This window comes from Variovorax sp. DAIF25 (assembly GCF_050711835.1).
In the GTDB taxonomy this organism is placed as follows: domain Bacteria; phylum Pseudomonadota; class Gammaproteobacteria; order Burkholderiales; family Burkholderiaceae_C; genus Variovorax.
The window spans coordinates 1,018,257-1,041,003 of sequence record NZ_CP136637.1; the positions used below are offsets into that span (position 1 = coordinate 1,018,257).

General features: G+C 69.4%; 21 protein-coding genes. 14 read left to right on the forward strand and 7 right to left on the reverse strand.

Annotated features, from left to right (window positions below; translation table 11 throughout):
- Positions 1-11 precede the first annotated feature (11 nt).
- Entirely contained in the window at positions 12-344 is a 333-nt protein-coding gene (locus R0232_RS38915) for a DUF1161 domain-containing protein (protein ID WP_431514482.1), read from the forward strand.
- Between the two features lie 12 nt (positions 345-356).
- On the opposite strand, the gene R0232_RS38920 is transcribed toward R0232_RS38915, so the two are convergent.
- Complete coding sequence (locus tag R0232_RS38920) at positions 357-1,886, reverse strand: FAD-dependent monooxygenase (protein WP_431514483.1); 1,530 nt, start codon at positions 1,884-1,886, stop codon at positions 357-359.
- Between the two features lie 101 nt (positions 1,887-1,987).
- Between R0232_RS38920 and R0232_RS38925 the strand changes: the two genes are divergently transcribed.
- Entirely contained in the window at positions 1,988-2,485 is a 498-nt protein-coding gene (locus R0232_RS38925; RefSeq protein WP_431514484.1) for a glutaredoxin domain-containing protein, read from the forward strand.
- 26 nt (positions 2,486-2,511) lie between these two features.
- Here R0232_RS38925 and R0232_RS38930 read toward each other — a convergent pair whose 3' ends face one another.
- A complete protein-coding gene (locus tag R0232_RS38930; RefSeq protein ID WP_431514485.1) occupies positions 2,512-3,504 on the reverse strand; it encodes a GlxA family transcriptional regulator in 993 nt (330 codons plus the stop codon).
- A gap of 40 nt (positions 3,505-3,544) precedes the next feature.
- Here R0232_RS38930 and R0232_RS38935 point away from each other — a divergent pair, with 40 nt between their 5' ends.
- The gene (locus R0232_RS38935) at positions 3,545-4,690 is read left to right on the forward strand and encodes a DJ-1/PfpI family protein (protein ID WP_431514486.1); all 1,146 of its coding nucleotides are present in this window, start codon (positions 3,545-3,547) and stop codon (positions 4,688-4,690) included.
- Here R0232_RS38935 and psrA read toward each other — a convergent pair whose 3' ends face one another.
- The 4 genes from psrA to phnD all read right to left on the reverse strand — a co-directional run bounded on the left by psrA (position 4,691) and on the right by phnD (position 8,358).
- Complete coding sequence (gene psrA / locus R0232_RS38940; RefSeq protein WP_431514487.1) at positions 4,691-5,788, reverse strand: iron-containing alcohol dehydrogenase PsrA; 1,098 nt, start codon at positions 5,786-5,788, stop codon at positions 4,691-4,693. It abuts the gene before it with no gap.
- A 76-nt stretch (positions 5,789-5,864) separates the two neighbouring features.
- Positions 5,865-6,689, reverse strand: a complete 825-nt coding sequence (phnE, locus tag R0232_RS38945) for a phosphonate ABC transporter, permease protein PhnE (RefSeq protein ID WP_431514488.1) — start codon at positions 6,687-6,689, stop codon at positions 5,865-5,867.
- The gene (gene phnC / locus R0232_RS38950) at positions 6,686-7,492 is read right to left on the reverse strand and encodes a phosphonate ABC transporter ATP-binding protein (protein WP_093346793.1); all 807 of its coding nucleotides are present in this window, start codon (positions 7,490-7,492) and stop codon (positions 6,686-6,688) included. The genes phnE and phnC overlap by 4 nt, the downstream gene beginning before the upstream one ends.
- Entirely contained in the window at positions 7,489-8,358 is an 870-nt protein-coding gene (gene phnD, locus R0232_RS38955) for a phosphonate ABC transporter substrate-binding protein (RefSeq protein ID WP_431514489.1), read from the reverse strand. Before phnD ends, phnC begins: the two co-directional genes overlap by 4 nt.
- A gap of 147 nt (positions 8,359-8,505) precedes the next feature.
- Between phnD and R0232_RS38960 the strand changes: the two genes are divergently transcribed.
- The 10 genes from R0232_RS38960 (at position 8,506) to R0232_RS39005 (ending at position 20,425) form a co-directional block, all read left to right on the forward strand.
- Positions 8,506-9,393 (forward strand): LysR substrate-binding domain-containing protein, encoded by an 888-nt coding sequence (locus tag R0232_RS38960; RefSeq protein WP_431514490.1) that lies wholly within the window; start codon positions 8,506-8,508, stop codon positions 9,391-9,393.
- 129 nt (positions 9,394-9,522) lie between these two features.
- Positions 9,523-11,754, forward strand: coding sequence for a hypothetical protein (locus R0232_RS38965; protein WP_431514491.1), 2,232 nt, complete (start codon positions 9,523-9,525; stop codon positions 11,752-11,754).
- 11 nt (positions 11,755-11,765) lie between these two features.
- Positions 11,766-12,020 carry a hypothetical protein gene (locus R0232_RS38970; protein WP_431514492.1) on the forward strand — a complete coding sequence of 85 codons (255 nt, stop codon included), beginning with the start codon at positions 11,766-11,768 and terminating at the stop codon, positions 12,018-12,020.
- Positions 12,021-12,059: 39 nt separating this feature from the next.
- Positions 12,060-14,210: a phosphocholine-specific phospholipase C gene (locus tag R0232_RS38975; RefSeq protein ID WP_431514493.1), complete on the forward strand. Its 2,151-nt coding sequence runs from the start codon at positions 12,060-12,062 to the stop codon at positions 14,208-14,210.
- Positions 14,211-14,316: 106 nt separating this feature from the next.
- Positions 14,317-15,192, forward strand: coding sequence for a LysR substrate-binding domain-containing protein (locus R0232_RS38980; RefSeq protein WP_296799872.1), 876 nt, complete (start codon positions 14,317-14,319; stop codon positions 15,190-15,192).
- A gap of 107 nt (positions 15,193-15,299) precedes the next feature.
- Positions 15,300-16,820, forward strand: coding sequence for an amidohydrolase family protein (locus R0232_RS38985; protein ID WP_431514494.1), 1,521 nt, complete (start codon positions 15,300-15,302; stop codon positions 16,818-16,820).
- Complete coding sequence (locus tag R0232_RS38990) at positions 16,817-17,899, forward strand: ABC transporter substrate-binding protein (RefSeq protein WP_093346775.1); 1,083 nt, start codon at positions 16,817-16,819, stop codon at positions 17,897-17,899. Before R0232_RS38985 ends, R0232_RS38990 begins: the two co-directional genes overlap by 4 nt.
- Positions 17,896-18,735 (forward strand): ABC transporter permease, encoded by an 840-nt coding sequence (locus R0232_RS38995; RefSeq protein ID WP_431514495.1) that lies wholly within the window; start codon positions 17,896-17,898, stop codon positions 18,733-18,735. Before R0232_RS38990 ends, R0232_RS38995 begins: the two co-directional genes overlap by 4 nt.
- A complete protein-coding gene (locus R0232_RS39000; protein ID WP_431514496.1) occupies positions 18,732-19,553 on the forward strand; it encodes an ABC transporter permease in 822 nt (273 codons plus the stop codon). The genes R0232_RS38995 and R0232_RS39000 overlap by 4 nt, the downstream gene beginning before the upstream one ends.
- A gap of 20 nt (positions 19,554-19,573) precedes the next feature.
- Entirely contained in the window at positions 19,574-20,425 is an 852-nt protein-coding gene (locus R0232_RS39005) for an ABC transporter ATP-binding protein (RefSeq protein ID WP_208509719.1), read from the forward strand.
- Positions 20,426-20,561: 136 nt separating this feature from the next.
- Here the strand turns inward: R0232_RS39005 and R0232_RS39010 are convergent, their stop codons facing one another.
- Positions 20,562-21,065, reverse strand: coding sequence for a hypothetical protein (locus tag R0232_RS39010; protein ID WP_208509718.1), 504 nt, complete (start codon positions 21,063-21,065; stop codon positions 20,562-20,564).
- Positions 21,066-21,775: 710 nt separating this feature from the next.
- Between R0232_RS39010 and R0232_RS39015 the strand changes: the two genes are divergently transcribed.
- Positions 21,776-22,741: a TauD/TfdA dioxygenase family protein gene (locus tag R0232_RS39015; protein ID WP_431514497.1), complete on the forward strand. Its 966-nt coding sequence runs from the start codon at positions 21,776-21,778 to the stop codon at positions 22,739-22,741.
- Positions 22,742-22,747 lie beyond the last annotated feature (6 nt).

A 22,747-nucleotide genomic window follows, 5' to 3' on the forward strand; every position in this document is an offset into this window, starting at 1 on the left:
CCTGGCGCGCGATGCTCCCCGCCGTGCTGGCCCTGGCCGGCGCGGCGGGCGGCGCGCACGCGGCCGAGGACTGCGAGGCCCTGCGCACCCGCATCGAATCGAAGATCGCCGCCGCCGGCGTGGCGCGCTTCACCGTGGCCGTCGTCGATGCCAACGCGTCGGCGAACGGGCAGGTGGTGGGCAGCTGCGAGCTTGGCAGCAGGAAGATCGTCTATGAAAGGGACGTCGGCACTGGCGCGGGTTCGGCGCCGGTGGCGGCGGGACCGGGCTCGGCTTCGGTGGGGGAGCCGATGCTCACTGAGTGCAAGGATGGGACTGTGTCGATGGGTGGGGACTGCAAGTAGTTTCCTGAGGCATCACGTCGTGCATGGCGCTGCAACCCAGGTGGACAGGGCTTCTTCAAGACCCTCCCACGATGACTCTCCGACCCACGCCACGTAGCCGTCGGGCCTGACCCACACGGCCGCCGGCGCACTGACCTCGCCGATCACCGGAAGCTCCCATGTGCCATCGAAGCTGGCATCGACCACCTGGACCTTGTCGGCCAGGCGTTCCGCATCGGAGCCACCCGGCATCCCGAAATTCAGCAGCAGCGACCCCGCCGAGTGCATCAACGTGAAGACGCGCCTCGTACCTTCTGCGGTCACGACATCGAGATCCGGCATCCTCCTCCCCACCAAAGGATGCCCCTCCCCCAGGTCGTACCGAATATCCAGCCCCGACATCATCCCCGCGAAGCGCTTGCGCGGCTCCTCCATCCGAAGCAGTTCCGACACACTCTCCGCCAACGCCTTGCTGCGTTCGTCCTGCCGCCGCAGCGCAACCTGCGCCAGCGAATTGCGCAGCACCAGCGCCCCCACCGGATGCCGCTCCGCCTGGTAGGTATCGAGAAGACTCTCCGGCGAAATCCCCTTCACGACTTGCCCCAGCTTCCACCCGAGGTTGAAGGCATCCTGCACGCCGAGATTGAGCCCCTGCCCGCCCGCCGGGTAGTGCACATGCGCCGCATCTCCGGCCAACAGCACGCGCCCCTTGCGATAACTGGCCGCCTGCCGGGCCATGTCCGTGAATCGCGAGATATGAAGCGGGCTGTGGACGCTGAAGTCGGTGCCGTAGTGCGCCATCAAGCATTCGCTCAGATCGCGCAGCGTGGGCGGGTCCGCGCGCCCCACTTCGCGCTCCGTCACCATGATCCGCACGGTCTTCCCGTCGTCCATCCGGCTGAGGCCATGGATGCCGATCGCGTCGTGACGCATGCCCCAGGTGGGTTCGTCGGCGATCTCGGCCTCGGCGAGGATATGGCTCACGGTCGGGTCCCACCCCGGAAACTCGATCCCCGCCGCTTTCCGGATCGCGCTGCGCCCGCCATCGCAACCGACCAGGTATTGCGCGCGCAGCGCCCGGCCTTCGCGCAGATGGACGTCGACACCGGCCTCGTCCTGATCAAAGCCGACCACCTCGCGCTCCCGATACGTGGTCACCCCCAGTTCGGCAATCCAGCCCGCAAGAATGCGCTCGATGTGCTTCTGCCACAGCGCCAAGCCGTGGTTGTGCCGTGTCGGAAAGTCGCTGATGTCGAGCCGGTTGAGGCCAAACGCGGCCACCTGGGCGGTCTGGCCTTCGGCCAGGAATCGGTCGACGATGCCGCGCTGGTCGAAGATCTCGAGAGTGCGCGCATGCAGGCCGCCGGCGCGCGATCCCTCGATCTCCTGGTTCGAGCGCCGCTCGAGGATCGCGACATCAACGCCGGCCAGCGCCAGCTCGCCCGCGAGCATCATGCCGGTCGGGCCCGCGCCCGCGATCAGCACCGCATGACCACCGCCAGGCGCAGTGACGCCTGCGGAAATCTCGTCCTGGGTTCGGCCCGTCTCGTTCGATCGACTCATTGCCCGCGGTCCTCCATGCGATGGTGTACGGCTTGTTCGGATACCACGAGGGCCCTGTAACATCGCCCTGCTTGGCCTCGACCAGACAACAGGTACGCCCCATGCGGTTGCTCCCCATTTTCGTGGTTCTGCTTGCGAGCGCGGCATCCGCCGCCGACGGTCCGACAGCCACGACGACCACGCTCTACAAATCCATCGGCCCCGACGGCCGAACGATCTACAGCGACGTCCCGCCGCCACAGGCACGCGAATCCAAGACGCTGACGTTCAAGAACCTGCCGGCCAGCCCCCTGTCCGCGGAGACCCTCGCTTACATCGAGCAGTTGCGCCAATCCGCGGACAGCCGGGCATCGGCACCGCCCCCTCGCGACACGGTGCTGTTCTCGGCCAAGTGGTGCGGCTTCTGTCGGCAGGCGAAGGCCTACCTGGCGGCCAAGGGCATCGGTCATCGTGAAGTGGACATCGACACCAACGAAGGCAAGCTGGCCTATGCGCAACTGGGTGGCAACAATGGCGTGCCCCAACTGTTCGTGAATGGCCGAGGTCTCACCGGCTTCACGGCCTCTGCTTACGACGCCTTCCTGCAGCCTCGCAAATAGCTTTCCTGCCGGAAGCGGGGTCCCGCCTAACTCGCCTCCCTCCACCCCCCCGGCGTCACCCCATGCAGCCGCACGAACGCCCGCTGCAGCGCATCCACCGACCGGAACCCGCTGCGGCTCGCGATCCGTTCCTGCGTCCACCCGGTCTGCCGCAGCAACTGCGCCGCCGCCGCCACGCGCGTGCGCTCGACGAAGCGCGCCGGTGTGCACCCGGTCTCCGCCGCGAAGGCGCGCGCGAAGTTGCGCGGGCTCATGCCCACGCGTTCGGCCAGCACCTCGACGCCGAGCTCTTCCTGCGGATGGGTGCCGATCCATGCGACCAGTTCGCGCAGCCGATGGCTCGCGCTGGCCTGCGCCTGCAGCGCGGGGGTGAGCTGCGGCTGCTCGCCGCCGCGCAGCATCGGCAGCGCCAGGGTGCGCGCGATGTCCATCGAGACCTCGTGGCCCAGGTCGTCCTCGACCAGCGCGAGCGCGAGTTCGATGCCGGTGACCACGCCCGCTGAAGTCCAGACCTTGCCGTCGCGCACGTAGATGCGCTGCTGCCGCACGCGCACCTGCGGCCGCAGTTCCTGCAGCATCTCGCACACGCGCCAGTGGGTGGTGGCCTCGCGCCCGTCGAGCAGGCCGGCCGCGGCGAGCGCAAAGGCGCCACTGCACACGCTCGCGACGCGGCGCACGCGCGGCGCGGCCTGGGCGATCCAGTCGCCGATGCGCTGCTCGAGGATGGCGTGGCGCACGGCGGGCTCGTCGCCGCCGGCCACGATCAGGGTGTCGATGGTGGCGGGCAGCGCGTCGAGGCTGCGGGTGTCGCCCAGTTGCAGGCCGCTGTTGGTCGACACGGTGCCGCCGCCCGGCGAGGCGATCAGCACTTCGTAGCTGCCGGGTCGCAATTGCTCGGCCTTGCTGAACACGCTGGCGGGGCCCGCGACGTCGATGGCCTCGACGCCGTCGAACGCGACCAGCACGACGGTGCTGGCAGGAACCGCGGCTTCTTCGTCCTTGTGGGTGGGGGTCGGCATTCCTAAGCTCGGTGCATCGAGGTCATGAAGGGGATTCTCCATGTGGAACGGGCTGCGTGCGCTGCTGTGCGCGAGTATGGCGACGATCGGGTTGGCGGGATGCGGCACGGGCACGCGCGATGCGGCGGTGCCGCCCGCGGCGCACGACGAGGCGGCGCTCGCGCGCGACCGGCAGGCCTTCGTCGAGGCCATGAAGCCGCGCCGGCCCGGCCGGCCGGTGGTCGCGATGCTGGCGCTCAACGAAGGCACAGAGCTCACCGACCTGCTGCTGCCGCACGCGGTGCTGCAGCGCGCCGACGTGGCCGAAGTGCGGATCGTGGCGCCGCGCGCGGGCCGGGTCACGCTGTTCCCGGCGCTGCAGGTCGAGGGGGCGCAGGACTTCGCCATCTTCGACCGCGCCCATCCCGCGGGCGCCGACTACGTGATCGTGCCCGCGATGGAGCCGGCCGATGCGCCCGCGGTGAGGGCCTGGCTGCAACAGCAGGCCAGCCGGGGCGCGCGCGTGATCGGCGTGTGCTCGGGCGCGCTCGTGCTCGCGCAGGCCGGCCTGCTCGACGGCCGGCGCTTTGCCGGCCACTGGTACGACCGCGGCACGCTGCGCAAGCAACCCGGCGCCACCCATGTGCCCGACCGGCGCTACCTGGTCGACCGCGACGTGGCGACGACCACCGGCATCACGGCCTCGGTGCCCGCGACGCTGGCGCTGGTCGAGGCGATCGGCGGGCCCGCGAAGGCCGCGGCGATGGCGGCCGAGCTCGGCGTGGACGGCTGGGGCCCGGCGCATGCGAGCGCGCCCTTCGGCCTCACGACCGGGCGCGGCGCCGAGTACCTGTTCAACAAGGCCGCGTTCTGGCGCGGCGAGCGTCGGCAGCTCGAGGTACGCAACGGTGCCGACGACATCGCGCTCGCGCTGGCCACCGATGCGTGGACGCGCACGGGGCATGTCGATGTCGAGGCGGTCTCGGCCTCGGGCCCGGTGAAGCTGCGCAGCGGTCTCGTGCTGGTGGCCGGCCCCGCCACGCGCGAAGCACGGCCGCTGCCGCTGGTAGCCGCGCTCAAGCCCGTGCAGCAGCTCGACCGCACGCTGTGCGAGATCGCGGGCCGCTACGGCAACGCGCTGCGCGACTGGGTGATGCAGGAGATGGAGTACCCGCGCACGGCAGCCAACACCGCCTGCGCGTCCTGATCAGCCGGCGTCGGCGGCGATGAAGTTGCGCCCGCGCGCGCCGGCCAGCGCCTGCAGGATGCGTTCGCTCCAGTCCGCCTCGGGAATCCCATAGCTCAGCGGATCGACGCTCACGCCCAGCCCCTCGAGAAAGGCGCTCAGCGACGCGACGGCCTGCTCGATGTCATGCGCATCGAACACCGACAGCAGCAACGCATCGAGCGCCGGATCGCGCCCGGCCGCGAGCTGCATGATGCGCGGCAGGCTGAACGAACACGCGATGCCGTGCGGCACGCCTTGCCGCAGCGTGATGTCGTAGGACAGCGAATGCGCGAGCGCGGTGCGCGTGTTGGAGAACGCCAGGCCGGCCTGCAGCGCCGCGGTGGCCAGGCGCTCGCGCAGCTCGGGCCGGTCGGGCCGCGCCAGCAGCTCGGGCAGCGTGGCGACGATGCTGCGGGCCGCGCTCACGGCCAGGCTTGCCGACACCGGGTTGCGGTGCACGTTCCACAGCGACTCGAGCGCATGCGACAGCGCATCGAGGCCGCTGGCCAGGGTGGCCGCATGCGGCAGGCTCAGCATCAGGTCGGCATCGACGATGGCGGCCTCGGGCCAGGTCCACGGCAGTTGCAGCGACAGCTTGCGCGCGCGCGCCTGGTCCCACACGGTGGCCCAGGGCGTGACCTCGCTGCCGGTGCCCGCGGTCGTGGGAATGGCCAGCAGTTGCCGGTGCCGCCGCGCCGCGGCCGGCGCGCTGTCCGCGCCTTCGAGCAGTGCGAGCAGTTCGTCGAAGCGGCCGCCTGCGGGGCGCGTGAGCATCACCTTCGCGCAGTCGATCACGCTGCCGCCGCCGAGTGCGATGACGCAGTCGACCTCGGCATGCTCGCGCCACAACCGTTCGTACATCGGCGCCAGCCAGGCCACGTCGGGGTTCGGCAGCACCTCGGTCTCGACGGCCGCGAGGCGTTCGCCCAGCAGGCCGCGGATGCGATCGACGAGGCCGAGGCCGACCGCCTCGGGGAAGGCGATCAGGATCGCGCGGCGTGCGCCGAGCAGCCCGGGCAGCGCATCGAGCGAGCCGCAGCCGGCATGCACGTCGACGGGGTTGTAATAGGTCCACATGATGGGTTCGGGAAAGCTGGCGCCACGGCCGCGTCATGCGGCCGGGCGCGCGAGAGAGAAAAGATCCGCGCGGCCTTCAGTGCCGGCCGCTGTGCTGGATGCGGTGGCGCAATTGGCTCGAGAGCAGGTCGGCCACGATCACCATCACGGTGATCACGATGATGCAGGTGGCGGTCTCCTGGTAGCGGAACAGCTTGAGGCTGCTCACCAGCTCGAAGCCCAGCCCGCCCGCACCCACCATGCCCAGCACGGTGGCCGAGCGCAGGTTCACCTCGAAGCGGTACAGCACCACGGCGATCCAGGCCGTGACGACCTGCGGCAGCACGCCGAACACGATGACCTGCAGCGGCCGCGCGCCGGTGGCGCGCAGGGCCTCGAGCGGGCCCTGGTCGATCTCCTCGATGGCATCGGCGAAGAACTTGCCGAGCATGCCCGCGCCATGCAGCGCGAGCGCCAGCACGCCGGGGAACGGGCCGAGCCCCACGGCCGACACGAACACCAGCGCGAGGATCAGCTCGTTGATGCTGCGCACCACGTTCAGGGCCTGGCGCGTGCACTGGTAGACCCAGCGCCGGCTCTGCAGGTTACGCGCCGCCAGGAAGGACAGCGGAATCGCGGGCAGCACCGCCAGCAGCGTGCCCCAGACGGCGATCTGGATGGTCTCGAGCGCGGGCGCGACCAGGCGGCTCAGGATGTTGGTGTCGGGCGGCATGGTGCGGCCCAGGAAATCGAGGATCTGCGGCAGGCCCGCCGCCAGTTCGGACCAGCTCAATTGCGCGCCGCCGGCGCTCCACTGCAATGCCCAGCCGACCGCGCACAGGCCGATCAGCAGGTTGAACCAGCCGCGGCGGCTCTCGGGCAGCGGGCCGGTCCAGGCGTATCGGGTCGAGGGGGTGTTCATGCGTGTCCTTCGGTGCGCGCCAGCAGCGGCAGCGGCACGGCCGCCGGGGCGGCGGGCTCCTTGCGGTCGGCCGCGGGTTGCGGCACGTAGATGCGGTCGATGTCGTCAGGGCCCATGGCCTGCGGCGCGCCGTCGAACACGACGCGGCCCTGCGAGAGGCCGACGATGCGGTCGGCGAACTCGCGCGCGTAGTCGACCTGGTGCAGGTTGCACAGCACGGTGATGCCGAGGTCGCGCGAGGCATCGCGCAGGTACTGCAACACCTTGCGCGAGGTCTGCGGGTCGAGGCTCGCGACCGGCTCGTCGGCCAGGATCAGCCGCGGCTGCTGCGCGAGCGCGCGCGCGATGCCCACGCGCTGCATCTGGCCGCCCGAGAGCGAATCGGTGCGCGCATGGGCCTTGTGCGCGAGGCCCACGCGGCCCAGGCATTCGTGCGCCAGCGCGATGTCGGCGCGGCTGAAGAAGTGCAGCACCGAGGCCAGGGTCGACACCGCGCCGAGCCGGCCCGTGAGCACATTCTTCAGCGCGCTGAGCCGCGGCACCACGTTGTGGTGCTGGAAGATCATGGCCACGCGCTGGCGCAGCGCGCGCGTGTCGGCGCAGTTCACGGCATCCATGCCGTCGACCCTGAGCTCGCCGCCATCGGCCAGCGCCAGCCGGTTCACGCAGCGCAGCAGGGTCGACTTGCCGGCGCCCGATTCGCCGAGCACCACCACGAACTCGCCCGCTGCGGCATCGAGGTCCACACCGCGCAGCACGGCGTTGTCGCCATAGCGCTTGGTGAGTTGCCGGATGCGGATCACTTCATGCTCCGCAGGTCGAGCTTGAGCACCTTGGCGGTGTCGCGCACCACGTTGTAGGCCGCGTCGGTGGTGGGCTGGAAACCGTTGAGCACGCCCTGGTCGCCCCAGGGCAGGTCCTTCACGTTGGCCAGTGCCTTCGCGATCTTCGCCTTCAGCGCCGGATCGAGGTCCTTGCGCCAGACCATCGGCGACTCGGGGATCGGGTTCGACGACCAGACGATCTCGAGCTCGTCCTGCTTGACCTGGCCCTTGGCGATGGCGCTCGCGAGGATGCGGTCGGCCACGGCGGCGGCGTCGACCTTCTTGTTGGCCACGGCCAGGATGCTGGCGTCGTGCGAGCCCGAGAAGATCACGCGGCCGAAGAAGGTCTCGGGGTCGTAGCCGGCCTGCAGCAGGCCCGACTTGGGGAACAGGTGGCCCGAGGCCGAGGTCGGGTCGACGAAGGCGAAGCTGCGGCCCTTGAGGTCGGCGGTCTTGGCGATGCCGCTTTCCTTGCGCGCGATGATCACGCTCTTGTAGGAGCTCTGGCCGGTCTTCTTCGTCACGGCCACCGCGAAGGCTTCCACGTCCGCGACCTGGTTCGCGAGCACGTACGAGAACGGGCCGAGGTAGGCCACGTCGAGCTTCTTGGAACGCAGCGCCTCGATCACGCCGTTGTAGTCGGTCGCCACGAAGGGCTTGACGGGCATGCCGAGCTGCTGCTGCAGGCTGTCGAGCACCTGGCGGCTGCTCTCGATCATGGCCTGCGAGTCCTCGGCCGGGATCAGCCCGATGGTGAGGGGTTGCGCGGCCAGGGCCGGCAGGGCGGCGACCGCGGAGAGGGCCAGGGCGATCAGGCTGCGACGCAGGCGAAGAAGGGTGTTCATGGTGGTGTCTGGGGATGAAAGAGGACGAAATGGGGACCGGAACGGCAGGCATCGGCCTGCGACTACCCCAAGGCTAAGAACGCCATGTGACAGGCGCATATCAGATCGATCACGGATTTGTCACGATTCCATTCAAACAATCTATGGATGTCCGCCGCCAAACTCCGCGCCTTCCTCGCCGTCGCCCAGCACGGCAGCTTCAGCGCCGCCGCGCGCGCCGTGGGCCTGAGCCAGCCCACGCTGACCACCCAGGTCCAGGCGCTGGAGCGCCAGCACAAGGTGATGCTGTTCCACCGCCAGGGCCACCGCATCGAGCTCACCAGCGTCGGCGAGCGCCTGCTGCCCATCGCGCGCCAGATCGCGGCGCTCGAGCTCGATTCGTACAACCTGCTGCACGACAGCGGCGACCTGCAGTCGGGCGAGCTCAAGCTCGGCGCGGTCGGCCCCTTCCACGTGATCGAGATGGTCGACGCCTACCGCCGGCGCTATCCGCGGCTCGACGTCTCGATCCGCATGGGCAATTCGTCGTCGGTGTTCAAGGACCTCGAGGAATACGCGGTCGACATCGGCGTGCTCGCGCGCTTCCACGAGGCGCCGGGCTTCAGCGCGACGCCGTATGCGCGCCATGCGCTGATCCTGTTCGTGCACCGCGACCATCCGTTCGCCAGGCGCGGCGAGATCCGGCTCGAGGAACTGCACGGCCAGCCCATGCTGCAGCGCGAGAGCGGCTCCAGCACGCGGCGCGCGCTCGACGAGGCCTTCGCGCGCGCCGGCGTTCGGCCCAAGCTCGCGATGGAGATCGGCAGCCGCGAGGCGATCCGCGAAGCGGCCGCGCGCGGCATCGGCATCGGCGCGGTCTCCGAGGCCGAGTTCATTCCCGACGCGCGCCTGCGCACCGTGCGCATCGAGGGCGATCCCGCGGTGACGCAGACCTACCTCTACTGCCTGCAGGTGCGGCGCGACAGCCGCGTGCTCGCGTCCTTCTTCGACGTGGCGCTGAAGCTGCGCAAGGGGGAGTTCGAAGAGGCATCGTGAGCCGCGCTCGCACCGATCGACCTGACGAAAAAACCGACAGGACGAACGAAATACTCATGGGCTTTCGTCTCTGGCACGTCACCCCGCTCTTCTGTAATTCGGCCACTCCACCACCAGAGGCCGATAGACATGCCAGTCGAGCAATGCAGACCCCACGCCCCCGCGGACCGCGCCACGCCGGCGCGCCGCTTCACTGAATCCACGCGCCGCCGCGGGGCCGCAGCGACGCGCGCCTTCGCGCTCGCCGCCATGCTCGTCGCCGCGCTCGCGGGCTGCGGCGGCGGCAGCGGCGGCGGCGCCTCGCTGCCCTTCCTGCCGCCCGCGCAAGGCGGTAACGACACGCCCGAGGGCCCCTCGACGCCGGTCGCGAACCGCGCGCTGGTCATCGACCTCGATGGCGCCACCTACGGCGCGGTGCGCAGCGGCATCGCCGCCGGCACGCTGCCCAACCTCGCGCAGCTCGAGCCGCGGCTGGCCTACAGCGGCGGCATGGCCGGCACGCCGAGCCAGCAGCCCACGCTCGACACGCCCGGCTGGGCCACGCTGCTGACCGGCACCTGGGCCGCGCGCCACCAGGTGATGTCGGAAGCGCCGAAGCAGGCGATCCGCGGCGCCACCGTGTTCCAGCTGGCCAAGGCGAAGAACGGCGCGAGCAACGGCGCCGCCGTGGCCTCGGCCGGGCTGGCCCAGTTGCTGGCCTCCGACCACGACAGCGGCACGCTCGATGCGCTCGCCGACTGCTCGAAGGACGCGACCGCCACCGACTGCGTGACCACGCAGGCCACGCAACTCATCGGCGGCAACCACGCCACCGTGCTCGCGCAGTACCGCGCGAGCAAGGACGCGGCGCTCGACTTCGGGCTCGCCTCCCCCCAGTACGCGGGCACGCTGGCCACGCTCGACAAGGCGGTCGGCACGCTGCTCGCGGCCACCGCGAAGCGCGCCAACGAACGCTGGCTGGTCGTGGTGACCGGCAACCACGGCCTCAGCGCCAACAGCCAGGACGACGGCTTGCCGCTGGTGCCCGAGTCGAGCACCTTCATCGGCCTGAACCAGCCCGCCAACATCGCGGCACAGGGCATCGGCGCGGCGCTGCCGCAGACGCTGGCCGAGCTCTATGGCTATGCCAGCATCGCCGACGTGGCACCGACCGTGCTCGGCCACCTGAAGGCGCTGCCGGATGCGAAGGCGTCCCCGATGGACGGCGGCCGGCTCACCGGCGCACAGCCCGTGTCGCGGCTCACGGCCACGGTGCTCGACAACAACTCCGCCACCGTGAGCGTGAAGCTCGACTGGGTGGCGCCTTCGGTCGGCGCGATCACGGTGCTGCGCGATGGCCAGCCCATCGCCTCGAAGCTGCCGGCCGGCACCACCACCTTCACCGACAGCCAGCTCGCGCAGGTGCTGACGGCCAAGGGCAGCTACCAGTTCGACTACACGGTGCAGGCCGGCGACGGCGACGACGCGGCCACGCGGGCCGTGCTCTCGCCGCGCGTGTCGTACGTGCCGCCGGTGCCGCTGGCACCGACGCTGAAGAACGGCCTGGTCTCCTACTACCCGTTCAGCGCCACGCTGCCGCCGATCGACGCCATGGGCCACAGCACCATGGGCCCGGCCGCGAGCGACCTGCCCGCGGCGGCAGGCCTGGTCGTTCCGGGTCCGTTCCCGGGCACGCACGGCCTGCTGATCGACACCAACTACGTCACCACCGCCGGCATCGAGGGCTACCGGCTCACGCCGGCCGAGGGCTTCGACATCGCCAAGGGCACGGCACCGCAGTTCACCATCGGCCTGTGGTTCAAGACGCCGGCCTGCGTCTCGAAGAACAACGTGACCATCCTCTCCAACAAGAGCTATGTCAGCGGCGGCAACGCGGGCGTCGCGCTCGGCCTGTTCGCGAGTTCGGGCGACCAGTGCGGCGTGGCCTTCAATATCGGCTCGGGCGGCGGCGTGCGCGCGGACGGGCCGACCAGCCCCTACACGCAGATCGCCATCGATCGCTGGGTCTACATCGCGTTCTCGATCGACGGCGTGGCCAAGACGATGAACATGACGGTGTTCGATCCGGTGACCAGCACCACCAACCGCGTGGCGGTGGGCAAGTCGACCGGCGCCGTGGACCTCTCGAAGCTCTCGCCGTACCCGCACTGGGGCATCGGCGACGACGGCACCGGCACCTTCCTGATGAACAAGTGCAATGGCTCCGTCACGCCGCCGTATGTCGCGGGCAAGTGCGCGACCGCGCCGACCTACCAGGAGCATTTCGGCGACCTCGCGATGTGGAACCGCGTGCTGACCGATGCCGAGCTGCAGTCGATCTTCCTGTCGAACAAGCCGCTGTCGACGCTGTCGGCCAACTGAAGGGAAGCGCGATGACATCCATGTTCTTCCCCGGATGGCGCGCCGCCGCGAAGGCGCTCGCGCTGGCCTGCGCCGCGGCCACGCTGCTGGCCGCTTGCGGCGGTGGCGGCGGATCGGGCGCCCCGTTCGCCGCGCTGCCCGCGGCCAATGCGAGCGGCGATGGCGCCGCCGCGCCCCAGGTGCCGATCGTCTCGGCGCCCGGCAACGGCCCCGAATCCGGCGCCGACGTCCCCGTCCGGAATTCCAGGCTCGACTGCGCGCCCTGAGCGCACGCGTCCGGCCAGCCACCTTCACCGCCGATCACCATGACCACCTTCAACCGCCGCGCCCTGCTGCGCGCCGCCGCGGCCAGCGCCGCCCTCGGGCCCTTCCCGCCCGCCATCCAGCGCGCGCTGGCCATCCCCGCCCACAACGCGACGGGCACGCTCAACGACGTCGAGCACGTCATCATCCTGATGCAGGAGAACCGCTCCTTCGACCACTACTTCGGCACCATGCCCGGCGTGCGCGGCTTCAGCGACCGCTTCACGATCCCGATGGCCTCGGGCCAGCCGGTGTGGCTGCAGCAGGGCGCGTCCGACACGGTGCAGCCCTTCTACCTCGACGCCACCAAGGGCAACGCGCTGCGCGTGGGCGGCGCGCACGACTGGGGCGACCAGCAGGCGGCCTGGGACGGCGGGCGCATGGCGGCCTGGCCGAAGGCCAAGAACACCAAGATCTCGATGGGCCACCTGCGCCAGTCCGACCTGCCGTTCCACTGGGCGCTGGCCGATGCCTTCACGGTCTGCGACGCGTACCACACGTCGATCCACACCGGCACCTTCACCAACCGCATGTTCCTGTGGAGCGGCACCAACGGCGCCAACGTCGTCGGCCGCGCCTGCGTCACCAACGCCAACTGGGGCGGCCTCGGCCCCTCGGGCGACGGCCTGAACTGGACCACCTACCCCGAGCGCCTGCAGGCGGCCGGGGTCAATTGGAAGGTCTACACGCGCCCCGGCAACAACAGCAACAACAACCAGCTGGTCGCCTTCGCGTCCTACCGCGCGGTCGACGAGCAGCTGCGCGCGCAGGGTTCGCCCAACGCGGCCTACGGCCCGGCGATGGAGGCGCTGTCGCCGCTCTACAAGGGCTTCGGCAACACCATGCCCGACGGCGGCTTCCTGCAGGCCGTGGCCGACGACATCGCCGCGGGCACGCTGCCGCAGGTGAGCTGGATCGTCGCGCCCGGCGCCTACAGCGAGCATCCGAGCATGTCGGTGCCGCAGCAGGGTGCCTGGTACATCCAGACCTTGCTCGACATGCTGACCGCCAACCCGGAGGTCTGGAGCAAGACGGTGCTGATCATCAACTTCGACGAGAACGACTGCTTCTTCGACCACGTGCCGCCGCCGGCGCCGCCGTGGCGCAACGCCGACGGCAGCCACGAGGGCAAGTCGACGGTGGACATCGCGAACGAGTACTACACGATGCCGGCGCCGGCCGGCGACTCGAGCCAGCGCACGCCCGATGGTCGCCCCTTCGGCGCCAGCTCGCGGCTGCCGATGCTCGTGATCTCGCCGTGGAGCGTGGGTGGCTGGGTCAACTCGCAGGCCTTCGACCACACCTCGACGCTGCGCTTCCTCGAACAGCGCTTCGGCGTGCGCGAGACCAACATCAGCCCGTGGCGGCGCGCGGTGTTCGGCGACCTGATGTCCTGCTTCGACTTCCGCAACCCCAACGGCGCCCGGCCCGCGCTGGTGCCCGCGCCCACGCGCGCGCAGGCCGATGCCACCTACTCGCAACAGGTGGCATCGCCGGGCGTGCCCGTGCCCGCCGCGGGCTCGGTGCCGCTGCCCTCGCAGGCGCTGGCGCTGCGCCCCTCGCGCGCGTTGCCCTACCGCCTGCACACCAGCGCCAACGTCGACCTGGCGGGTCGCCGCGTGTGGCTCAGCTTCAGCAACACGGGCACGCAGGGCGCGGTGTTCCACGTCTACGACGAACTCAACCTCACGCGCTATCCGCGGCGCTACACCGTCGAGGCCGGCAAGATGATCTCGGACGCCTGGCAGGCCAGCACCGACGACGCGGGCCGCTACAGCCTCTGGGTGCTGGGGCCGAACGGCTATCACCGGCGCTTCAAGGGCCAGCTCGGCGCGCTGGCCGGCGCCGCCAACCCCGAGGTGCGCGTGTGCTACGACCCCGAGCGCAACGCGGTCCGCCTCACCATCATGAACATGGGCGTGGCCCCGGCCGCGGTGACGGTGCGCGCCAACGCCTACCGCGGCGACGGCCCGTGGACCTACACCGTGTCGCCGGGCATGCAGCTCGAGCCCTCGTGGAGCCTCGCCGACACCCACAGCTGGTACGACTTCACGCTGACCATGGGCGATGGCTTCGAGCGGCGCTTCGCCGGCCGGCTCGAGACCGGCCGGGACGGCACCAGCGATCCGGCGATGGGCGTCGCCGCCTCGTAGTGCAGGGTACCGCCGCCCAGCGCGGCGGCACGCTTACACGAGGCCATCACGATCGGCCGGCATCATGGTGCGTTTCGCAACGACCCACCGATCCCGGAGACCCGCAGTGACGCTCAACCAGATCCGCGCCTTCGTCGCGGTTGCCCACGACGGCGGATTCACGGCCGCGGCACGCACGTTGGGCATGAGCCACAGCACGCTCAACTCGCAGATCCAGATGATGGAGCGCGAGTACGGCGCCGAGCTGTTCCATCGGCGCGGGCGCCGCGTCGAGCTGTCCGCGCTCGGCCTCGAGATGCTGCCGCTGGCGCGGCGCATGATCGCGCTCGAGGGCGACATGAGCTCGCTGCTCGACGACAGCGGCAAGCTGCGCCACGGCTCGCTGAAGGTCGGCGCGGTCGGCCCGTACCACGTCACCGAGATGATCGAGGCCTATCACGCGGTGCATCCGCGCATCAAGATCTCGGTCACGCTGGGCAACTCCGAGGTGGTGCTCGACGCGCTCGACCGCTACGTGAGCGACGTGGGCGTGGTGGCGAGCCGCTTTCCCGACGAGCGCTATCACATGCAGCTCTATGCGCGCTACCCGGTGATCGCCTTCGTCCATGTCGGCCATCCGTTCGCCAAGCGCGAGGCGATCGCGCTGCGCGAACTCTCGGGCCAGCCGCTCCTGATGCGCGAGCCGGGCTCGACCACGCGCAAGGCGCTCGAGGACGCGCTCGCCAGGCAGGGCATCGCGGTGCAGGTCGCGATGGAGATCGGCAGCCGCGAGGCGCTGCGCGAGGCCGTCGCGCGCGGGCTGGGCATCGGCACGGTCTCGGAATCCGAGTACGTGCCCGACCCGCGCCTGCGGCCGGTGCGCATCGAGGGCGACGTGGTCTCGACCCACATCCACGTGTGCTGCCTGCGAGAGCGGCGCGACAGCCGGCTCATCGCCTCCTTCTTCGAGGCCATCGCCGATCGCACGGCGCCCGCGGCCTGATCCGCGCTTATGCGAACGACGGCTAAGCATCCCTGAAAGCCTTCGTTGGCCCGCCACCGGCGGCCACCTTAGTCTGCGTCGATCCTCTTTCAGCAAGGACCCCGCAGATGAACGACCGACTCCAGCGCGTGCATGCCTCGCGCTCGGCCGCCGTGAAGGCCGGCCTCGACCATCCGGTGATCGACACCGACGTGCACGTCAACGACTTCGCGCCGGTGCTCGAGGACTACGTGGCGCAGTACGGCGGCAACAAGCTGGTCGACGCGCTGCGCAAGGCGCTCGGCGGGCGCTTCGTCACGCGCAACGGCGGCGGCAAGGACTGGTACCAGCAGTCGGCCGAGGAACGCCAGTTCCACCGCACGCTGCGCGCGCCCTGGTGGGCCCGCGTCACGCGCAACACCTACGACCTCGCGACCTACACCCTGCCCGCGCTGCTGCACGAGCGCCTGGGCGAGCAGGGCTCGGACTACTCGATCCTGTTCCCCAACGACGTGCTCTCGCCGGCCGCGGCCGGCAGCGAGTACCGCCAGCCGCTGCACCGCGCCATCAACCACTTCCACGCCGACCAGTACCGGCCCTACGCCGACCGCCTGACGCCGGTGGCGGGCATACCGCTGCACTCGCCGCAGGAAGGCATCGAGGAGCTGGAGTTCGCGGTCAAGACGCTGGGCCTGAAGGTCATCAACATCGCGGGCGGCGTGCGCCGCCCGATCCGCGCCATCGCCGAGAAGTATCCGGCCGCCGAGCATCCCGAGATCGCCAAACAGGTCGGCTACATCGACTTCTACGGCATCGACAGCGAGCACGACTACGACCCCTTCTGGGCCAAGGTGGTGGAACTCGGCGTGCCGGTGACCACGCACTACGGCAGCCAGGGCTGGACCGGCCGGCAGTCGATCAGCAACTACATGAACAACCACATCGGCCACTTCGCCGATGGCTCGCAGGCCTTCGCCAAGGCGCTGTTCTTCGGCGGCGTGACGCGGCGCTTTCCGGGGCTGCGCGTGGGCCTGCTCGAAGGCGGCGCGGACTGGGGCTCGCACGTCTACACGCACCTGGTGGACCGCTGGGAGAAACGCAACCGGCATGCGGTACGCAACTACGACCCGGCAGAGGCCGACATCGAGCTGCTGGCCTCGCTGTTCGAGCGCTACGGCGGCGACTTCGTCAAGGGCCGCACGCTCGACAAGGCCACGCTGCTGCGCGACAGCCTGGGCATCTCGGCGCTGCCGCACAGCCGCGAGCCGGACGAGAGCGAGATCGACGACTTCGCGCTCGCGGGCATCGAGAAGGTCGAGGACATCCGCGACCGCTGGGTGAACAACTTCTACTTCGGCTCGGAAGCCGACGACCGCACCGTGGCCGCGGCCTTCAACGACAAGGTGAACCCGCTGGGCGTGAAGATCAACGCGATCTGGTCGTCCGACGTGGGCCATTGGGACGTGCCCGAGTTCACCGAGCCGCTGGCCGAGACCTGGGACCTGGTGCAGCAGGGCGTGATCTCGGCGGCCGACTTCCGGGCCTTCGTGTTCGAGAACCCGCACCGCTTCTACACCGAGGCCAATCCGCGCTTCTTCGAAGGCACCGAGGTCGGCCGCAAGCTGGCCGCGAAGAAAGGCACGCCATGAAGCCCGTGCGGCATCTGCTGCGCTGGACCGCGCTGCTGGCCACCGCCCTCGCGGCCTCGGCGCAGGCCGCGCCCGACACGATCCGCATCGGCGTGGCCACGGCGGGCGGCGGCGATCCCGTCACCTGGGGCGGTTCGCCCGGCGGCGTGGCGCGCGCCAACAACTGGCTCGAGGAGGAGTTCAAGGCCTCGGGCATCAAGGTCGAGTGGCTGTTCTTCAAGGGCGCGGGCCCGGCCGTGAACGAGGCGCTGTCGAACAAGCAGATCGACTTCGCCTACCAGGGCGACCTGCCCTCGATCGTCGGCCGTTCGAACGGCCTCAAGACCAAGGTGCTGCTGGTCAGCGGCGCACGCAACAACCTCTACCTGGTCACGCCGACGCAATCGAACATCCAGTCGATCAAGGACCTCAAGGGCCGCACGGTGTCGATCTTCCGCGGCACCAACGGCCACCTGGTCGCCATCAACGTGCTGGCGGCCGAAGGCCTGGCCGAGCGCGACATCAAGGGCGTGAACCTCGACACCGGCAGCGCGCAGGCGGCGTTGGTCTCGAACGGTGTGGACGCGGCCTTCGGCGGCTACGAATGGTTCAAGGTGCGCGACCAGGGGCTCGCGAAGGTGGTCTATTCCACCCAGGGCCGCGATCCGGCGCTCACGCGCCAGGCCGCGCTGCTGGTGCGCAGCGAGTTCGAGCAGGCCAACCCCGCCGAGGTGCAGCGCGTGGTCGACGTGTTCGTGCGTGCGGCCCACTGGTCGTCGGAAGAGAAGAACCGCGACGAGCTGTTCCGCATCTGGGCCCGCAGCGGCACGCCGGTCGCCTCGTGGACCGCCGAGTTCGACAAGCAGCCGCTGGCGCAGCGCAACTCGCCGCTGGCCGACGACTTCATCGTGGCGCGCTACAAGGCCGTGGTCGGCGACGCACTCAAGCTCAAGCTGATCCGCCGCGAGGTCACGGTCGACGACTGGTTCGACACGCGCTACCTCAAGGCCGCGCTCAAGAAGCAGGGCCTCGAGGGCTACTGGAGTGCCTCGGACGCGAAGGGTCAGCCGAAGGGCGGGCCCGCGGTCGCGTCGCGATGAGCGCCGAAGCCGAACTGTCGGCGGTCCTGCAGCGCGAGGAGGTCGCGCCGCTGCGCCTGTCGCTGCCGTGGCGCCGCCTCGGCGACGCCGCCTTGCCCTGGCTGCTGCCCGCCGCATTGCTCGCGCTGTGGTTCGTGGGTGCCGGCCAGGGCTGGATCTCGCCGCAGGTGCTGCCGCCGCCCGAGTTCGTGGCCGAGACGCTGCGCGACCTCGCGACCAGCGGCGACCTCTGGCTGCACGTGAGCACCAGTTTCGCGCGCGTGGGCGTGGGCTTCGCGATCGGCACGCTGCTCGGACTGCTGCTGGGCACGGCCATGGGCCTGTCGCGCCGCGTCGAGGCCTACCTGCTGCCGAGCTTCAACGCGCTGGTGCAGATCCCGGTGCTGGCCTGGCTGCCCTTCGTGCTGCTGATCGTGGGCATCGGCGAGCCGCTCAAGTACATCCTGATCGCCAAGGCGGCGCTGGTGCCGGTGGCGCTCAACACGCTGCAGGGCTTCCGGCAGACGCCGCAATCGCTGCGCGAGGTCGGCGAGGTCTATGGCTACAGCCGGCGCCAGCAGGTGCTGGAGATCGTGCTGCCGCATGCCGTGCCCACGCTGTTCACGGGCGTGCGGCTGGGCTTCACCAAGGCCTGGCTGTCGCTGGTGGTGGTCGAGCTGGTCGCTTCGAGCGAGGGGCTGGGCTACCTGATCGTCTATGGCCGCCAGCTGTTCCAGCTCGACCTGGTGATGGCCGCGGTGGTGATCGTGGGCGCGATCGGCTGGGCCATCGACCGCCTGCTCGAGCGACTCGAGAACGCGCTGCACCGGCACCGCCCGGGCGGTACCGCGCGATGAGCGGGCCCGCCTCGCTGCCGCGCGACGCGGCCGAACTGGCCGCGGTGCAGCCGCTGCGGCCCGTCGATCGCAGCCGCTGGCGCGGCCTGGTGCTGCCCGCGGTGGCGATCGCGCTGTGGGCATTGCTGTCGTGGCTCGACGTGGTCAATTCGGCGCTGCTGGTCTCGCCGCAGAAGGTGCTCGCGACCGCCGCCGACCAGGTCGTCAGCGGCCGCCTGTGGCGCGCGCTCGGCGCCAGCCTCGCGCGCGAGGCCACGGGCTTCCTGATCGGCACCGCCTCGGGCCTGGCGCTCGGCGCGCTGCTGGGCCTGTGGCCGCTGTTCAACCGCATCGTCGGCCCGAGCTTCAACACCTTCAAGCAGATCTCGCTGTTCGCGTGGATTCCGCTGATCTCGGTCTGGTTCGGCCTCGGCGACGTGGCCAAGGTGGTGTTCCTTTCGCTGGCCGCGCTGGTGCCGGTGGTGGTCAACACCTGCGACGGCATCCGCACCGTGCCGCCCGCGCTGCTCGAGGTGGCGCGCGTCTACGGCTTCACGCGCTGGCAGACGCTCGCGCAGGTGGTGCTGCCGGCCGCGCTGCCCGCCATCTTCACGGGCGTGTACCTCGCGCTCATCTATTCCTGGCTCGCGACCATCGGCGCCGAGTACCTGCTGGTGGCCGGCAAGGGCATCGGCAACACCCTGATCGAGGGCAGCGAGCATTTCCAGATGGACCTGGTGATCTTCGGCATGTTCGTCATCGGCCTGGTCGGCTGGCTGATGAATGCCTCGGCGCGCGCGCTCGAACGCCGGCTGGCACGCTGGACCGGCCGGGCCTGACATCTCTTCTTCTCCGCACCATGAGCACCTCCATCGCATCGAACGAACTCGACATCCGCGGCCTCGGCAAGCGCTACGCGCAGGCGCAGGCGCGCGGCGGCGAACTGCAGGTGCTCGAGAACATCGACCTGCACGTGCCGCCGGGCAGCTTCACCAGCATCGTGGGCGCGAGCGGCTGCGGCAAGTCGACGCTGCTGCGGCTGGTCCTCGGGCTCGACGACCAGTACGAGGGAAAGATCCTGCTCGGCGGCCAGCCGATCGCGGGCACCGGCCGCGAGCGCGGCATCGTGTTCCAGGACCACCGGCTGTTCCCGTGGCTCACGGTCGAGCAGAACATCGCCGTGGGCCTGCGCAACGCGCCGCTCGGCGCGAAGCAGAAGGCCGAGCTGGTGGCCGAGCACGTGGCGCTGGTCGGCCTCGGCGGTTTCGAGAAATCGTGGCCGCACCAGATCTCGGGCGGCATGGCGCAGCGCGTGGCCATCGCGCGCGGCCTGGTCAACCGGCCGCGCGTGCTGCTGCTCGACGAGCCCTTCGGCGCGCTCGACGCGCTCACGCGCGCGCGGCTGCAGAACGAGCTGCAGCGCATCTGGCAGAAGGAGCGCATCACCATGCTGCTGGTGACGCACGATGTGGAGGAAGCCGTGTTCCTCGGTGACCGCGTGGTGGTGATGCAGCCCTCGCCGGGCCGCATCCGCCGCACCGTGGCGGTGGACCTGCCGCATCCGCGCAACCGCAGCGATCCGGCGTTCATCCGGTTGCGTGACGACGTGCTGAGCGACTTCACAGATACCGAGCGCGAGGAACACGCGGCGCTCCCGTACGGAGAATCACTGGCTGGTGGAGGCATCCCGCAACTTCAACTCGCCTGGTGAGCGTCTCCGTCATCAAGAAAGCAGCGATGCTACTTCTCTCGACCGAAACTGATCCTGGCGCACTCACCTCGCGCGTCGCGGAGTCATTCGCTCAATTCATTGCGAAAACAGTTCGGGCCAGAACCGGTCGAGGAGTTCATTCACCATGCCCTGGCCCGCACTTTGAACTCACGTCGATTCCGTTGTGATTTCCTCGCTTGAGCAATTCTTCTTGGCTGAGGTGTCGATGCTCTGGATTGAGACGAAGCGCCCCATATGGCCTCATCAGATCAACCATTTCAGCTTTAAACCGTTCGTAGGCTTGTTCATCTTGAAAACCATAAATGGCAAGACCAAACATCACCAAGCTTCCGTCCATGGCAGTCGTTCCGCCTCCCACATATTGTTTTCCACAATAAATCTGGATCTGCCACTGTTGCCCATCACTGGCACCATCGCCACGAGGATCCATGCCATATCGCTTGGCCAAACCTACGATGGCAAGGTACAGATCTTTGGTAAGACGGCCTCGAGGCTGCACATCCAGCGATCCCGTAAATGTCGAAGGAATCTGACTCAGACCTTCTTCCGAACTCGGCGAGCAGGCCAGCAGGCCTCCGAGCAATAGGATCGATGTCCACAATTTCAGAAAGAAGGTCATCATCTCGCTTGATTTCAAGGCACCCGGGATTGACGAATTTGAGCGAAGCCATATTACTCTCGCCTTCCACGCCTCGAATTAGCCCCCACCAACGACAGTCAAGTGCGGCATGCAGCGGGCTGGCACCGTACCCATGGCCTATGGTTTTCAAATGACGTACATGGCCCCGTCAATAAAGGTTGCTCTCCCCCACTCCCGAATGGAATGGCTGGCGTCGTAGCAGTGACTGGTCTGCGGCAGCCCAAGGAAATTTCGGCAGTAACACCCTGGCGCCTCCGCGCCAACTGGCCCTGGGCATCGTGGAGCTGCGTGCACTGCCCGCGCAGAGGGTCGGTCCCGGGTGGTGGTCGCTCCGCTCGTAGCGACAGAACGGATCCGCCTGAGGTTGTTGCCCGCGTCGCAGTACGACAGTTCCCTTGCGCCTCTGACCCACCATCCCCAGCCCCTGCGACGTCGGATCCGCCCCAGGCCATTACGCTGACGATTCCGACCATCTCGCACACCTCGACGCTTCGTGCGAACCCCGGTATGGCAGCGACGGCCAGCGCCACGCCATGGAAGCTCCATCACGAGCGCTCTCGTACTCGATACCGACAACCACATGCGAAAGCCTCAGACGTTTTGCGCATTTCCAAGCAACGAATCGGTAGTTCGCCCGCGCGAACCCGCGCCACAGAATCTGCGGCTCCCGACCTTTGCCAGGACCCACGATGAGCAACGAGAACACCTTTTCCGCCGACGCCTTCGACACCAGCTTCGGCCATCTACGCATCCGCCGCGTGGCGGGCAGCCTCGGCGGCGAGGTGCAGGACCTGAAGCTGTCGCCCGAGCTCGACGCCGAGACCGTCGAGCTGCTGAATGCCGCGCTGATCAGGCACAAGGTGCTGTTCTTCCGTGGCCAGGCACAGCTCGACGACGCGTCGCACCAGGCCTTCGGCGCGCGCTTCGGCCGCACGGTGGCGCACCCGACGGTGCCCTCGCCCACCGGCACGAAGCTGTTCGAACTCGATGCCTCCAAGGGCGGCGGGCGCGCCGACTCCTGGCACACCGACGTGACCTTCGTCGATGCCTTCCCGAAGATCTCGATCCTGCGCGGCGTGAAGATCCCGGCCTATGGCGGCGACACGGTCTGGGCCAACACCGCGCTGGCCTACGAACGCCTGCCGGCGCAACTCAAGCAGCTCGCCGACCAGCTCTGGGCCGTGCACAGCAACGACTACGACTACGGCGCCGACCGCGTGCAGGTCGAGGAAGAACGCCTGAACCACCATCGCAAGGTGTTCGTCTCGGCCGTCTACGAGGCCGAGCATCCGGTGGTGCACGTGCATCCGGTGTCGGGCGAGCGCGCGCTGCTGCTCGGCCATTTCGTGAAGAAGCTGGTCGGGCTGTCGAGCACCGAGTCGGCGCGCATCTTCGAGCTGCTGCAGAACCGCGTGATCCGGCTCGAGAACACGGTGCGCTGGAACTGGCGCCAGGACGACGTGGCGATCTGGGACAACCGCGCCACGCAGCACTTCGCGATCAACGACTACGGCAACCAGCCGCGGCTGGTGCGCCGCGTCACGGTGCACGGCGAGGCCGCCGTGTCCATCGACGGCCAGCGCAGCCGCACGCGCAGCCGGCCCGAGGCCACCAACGACGCACGCATCGACGAAGTCATCGCCGCCACTGCCTGATGCCAC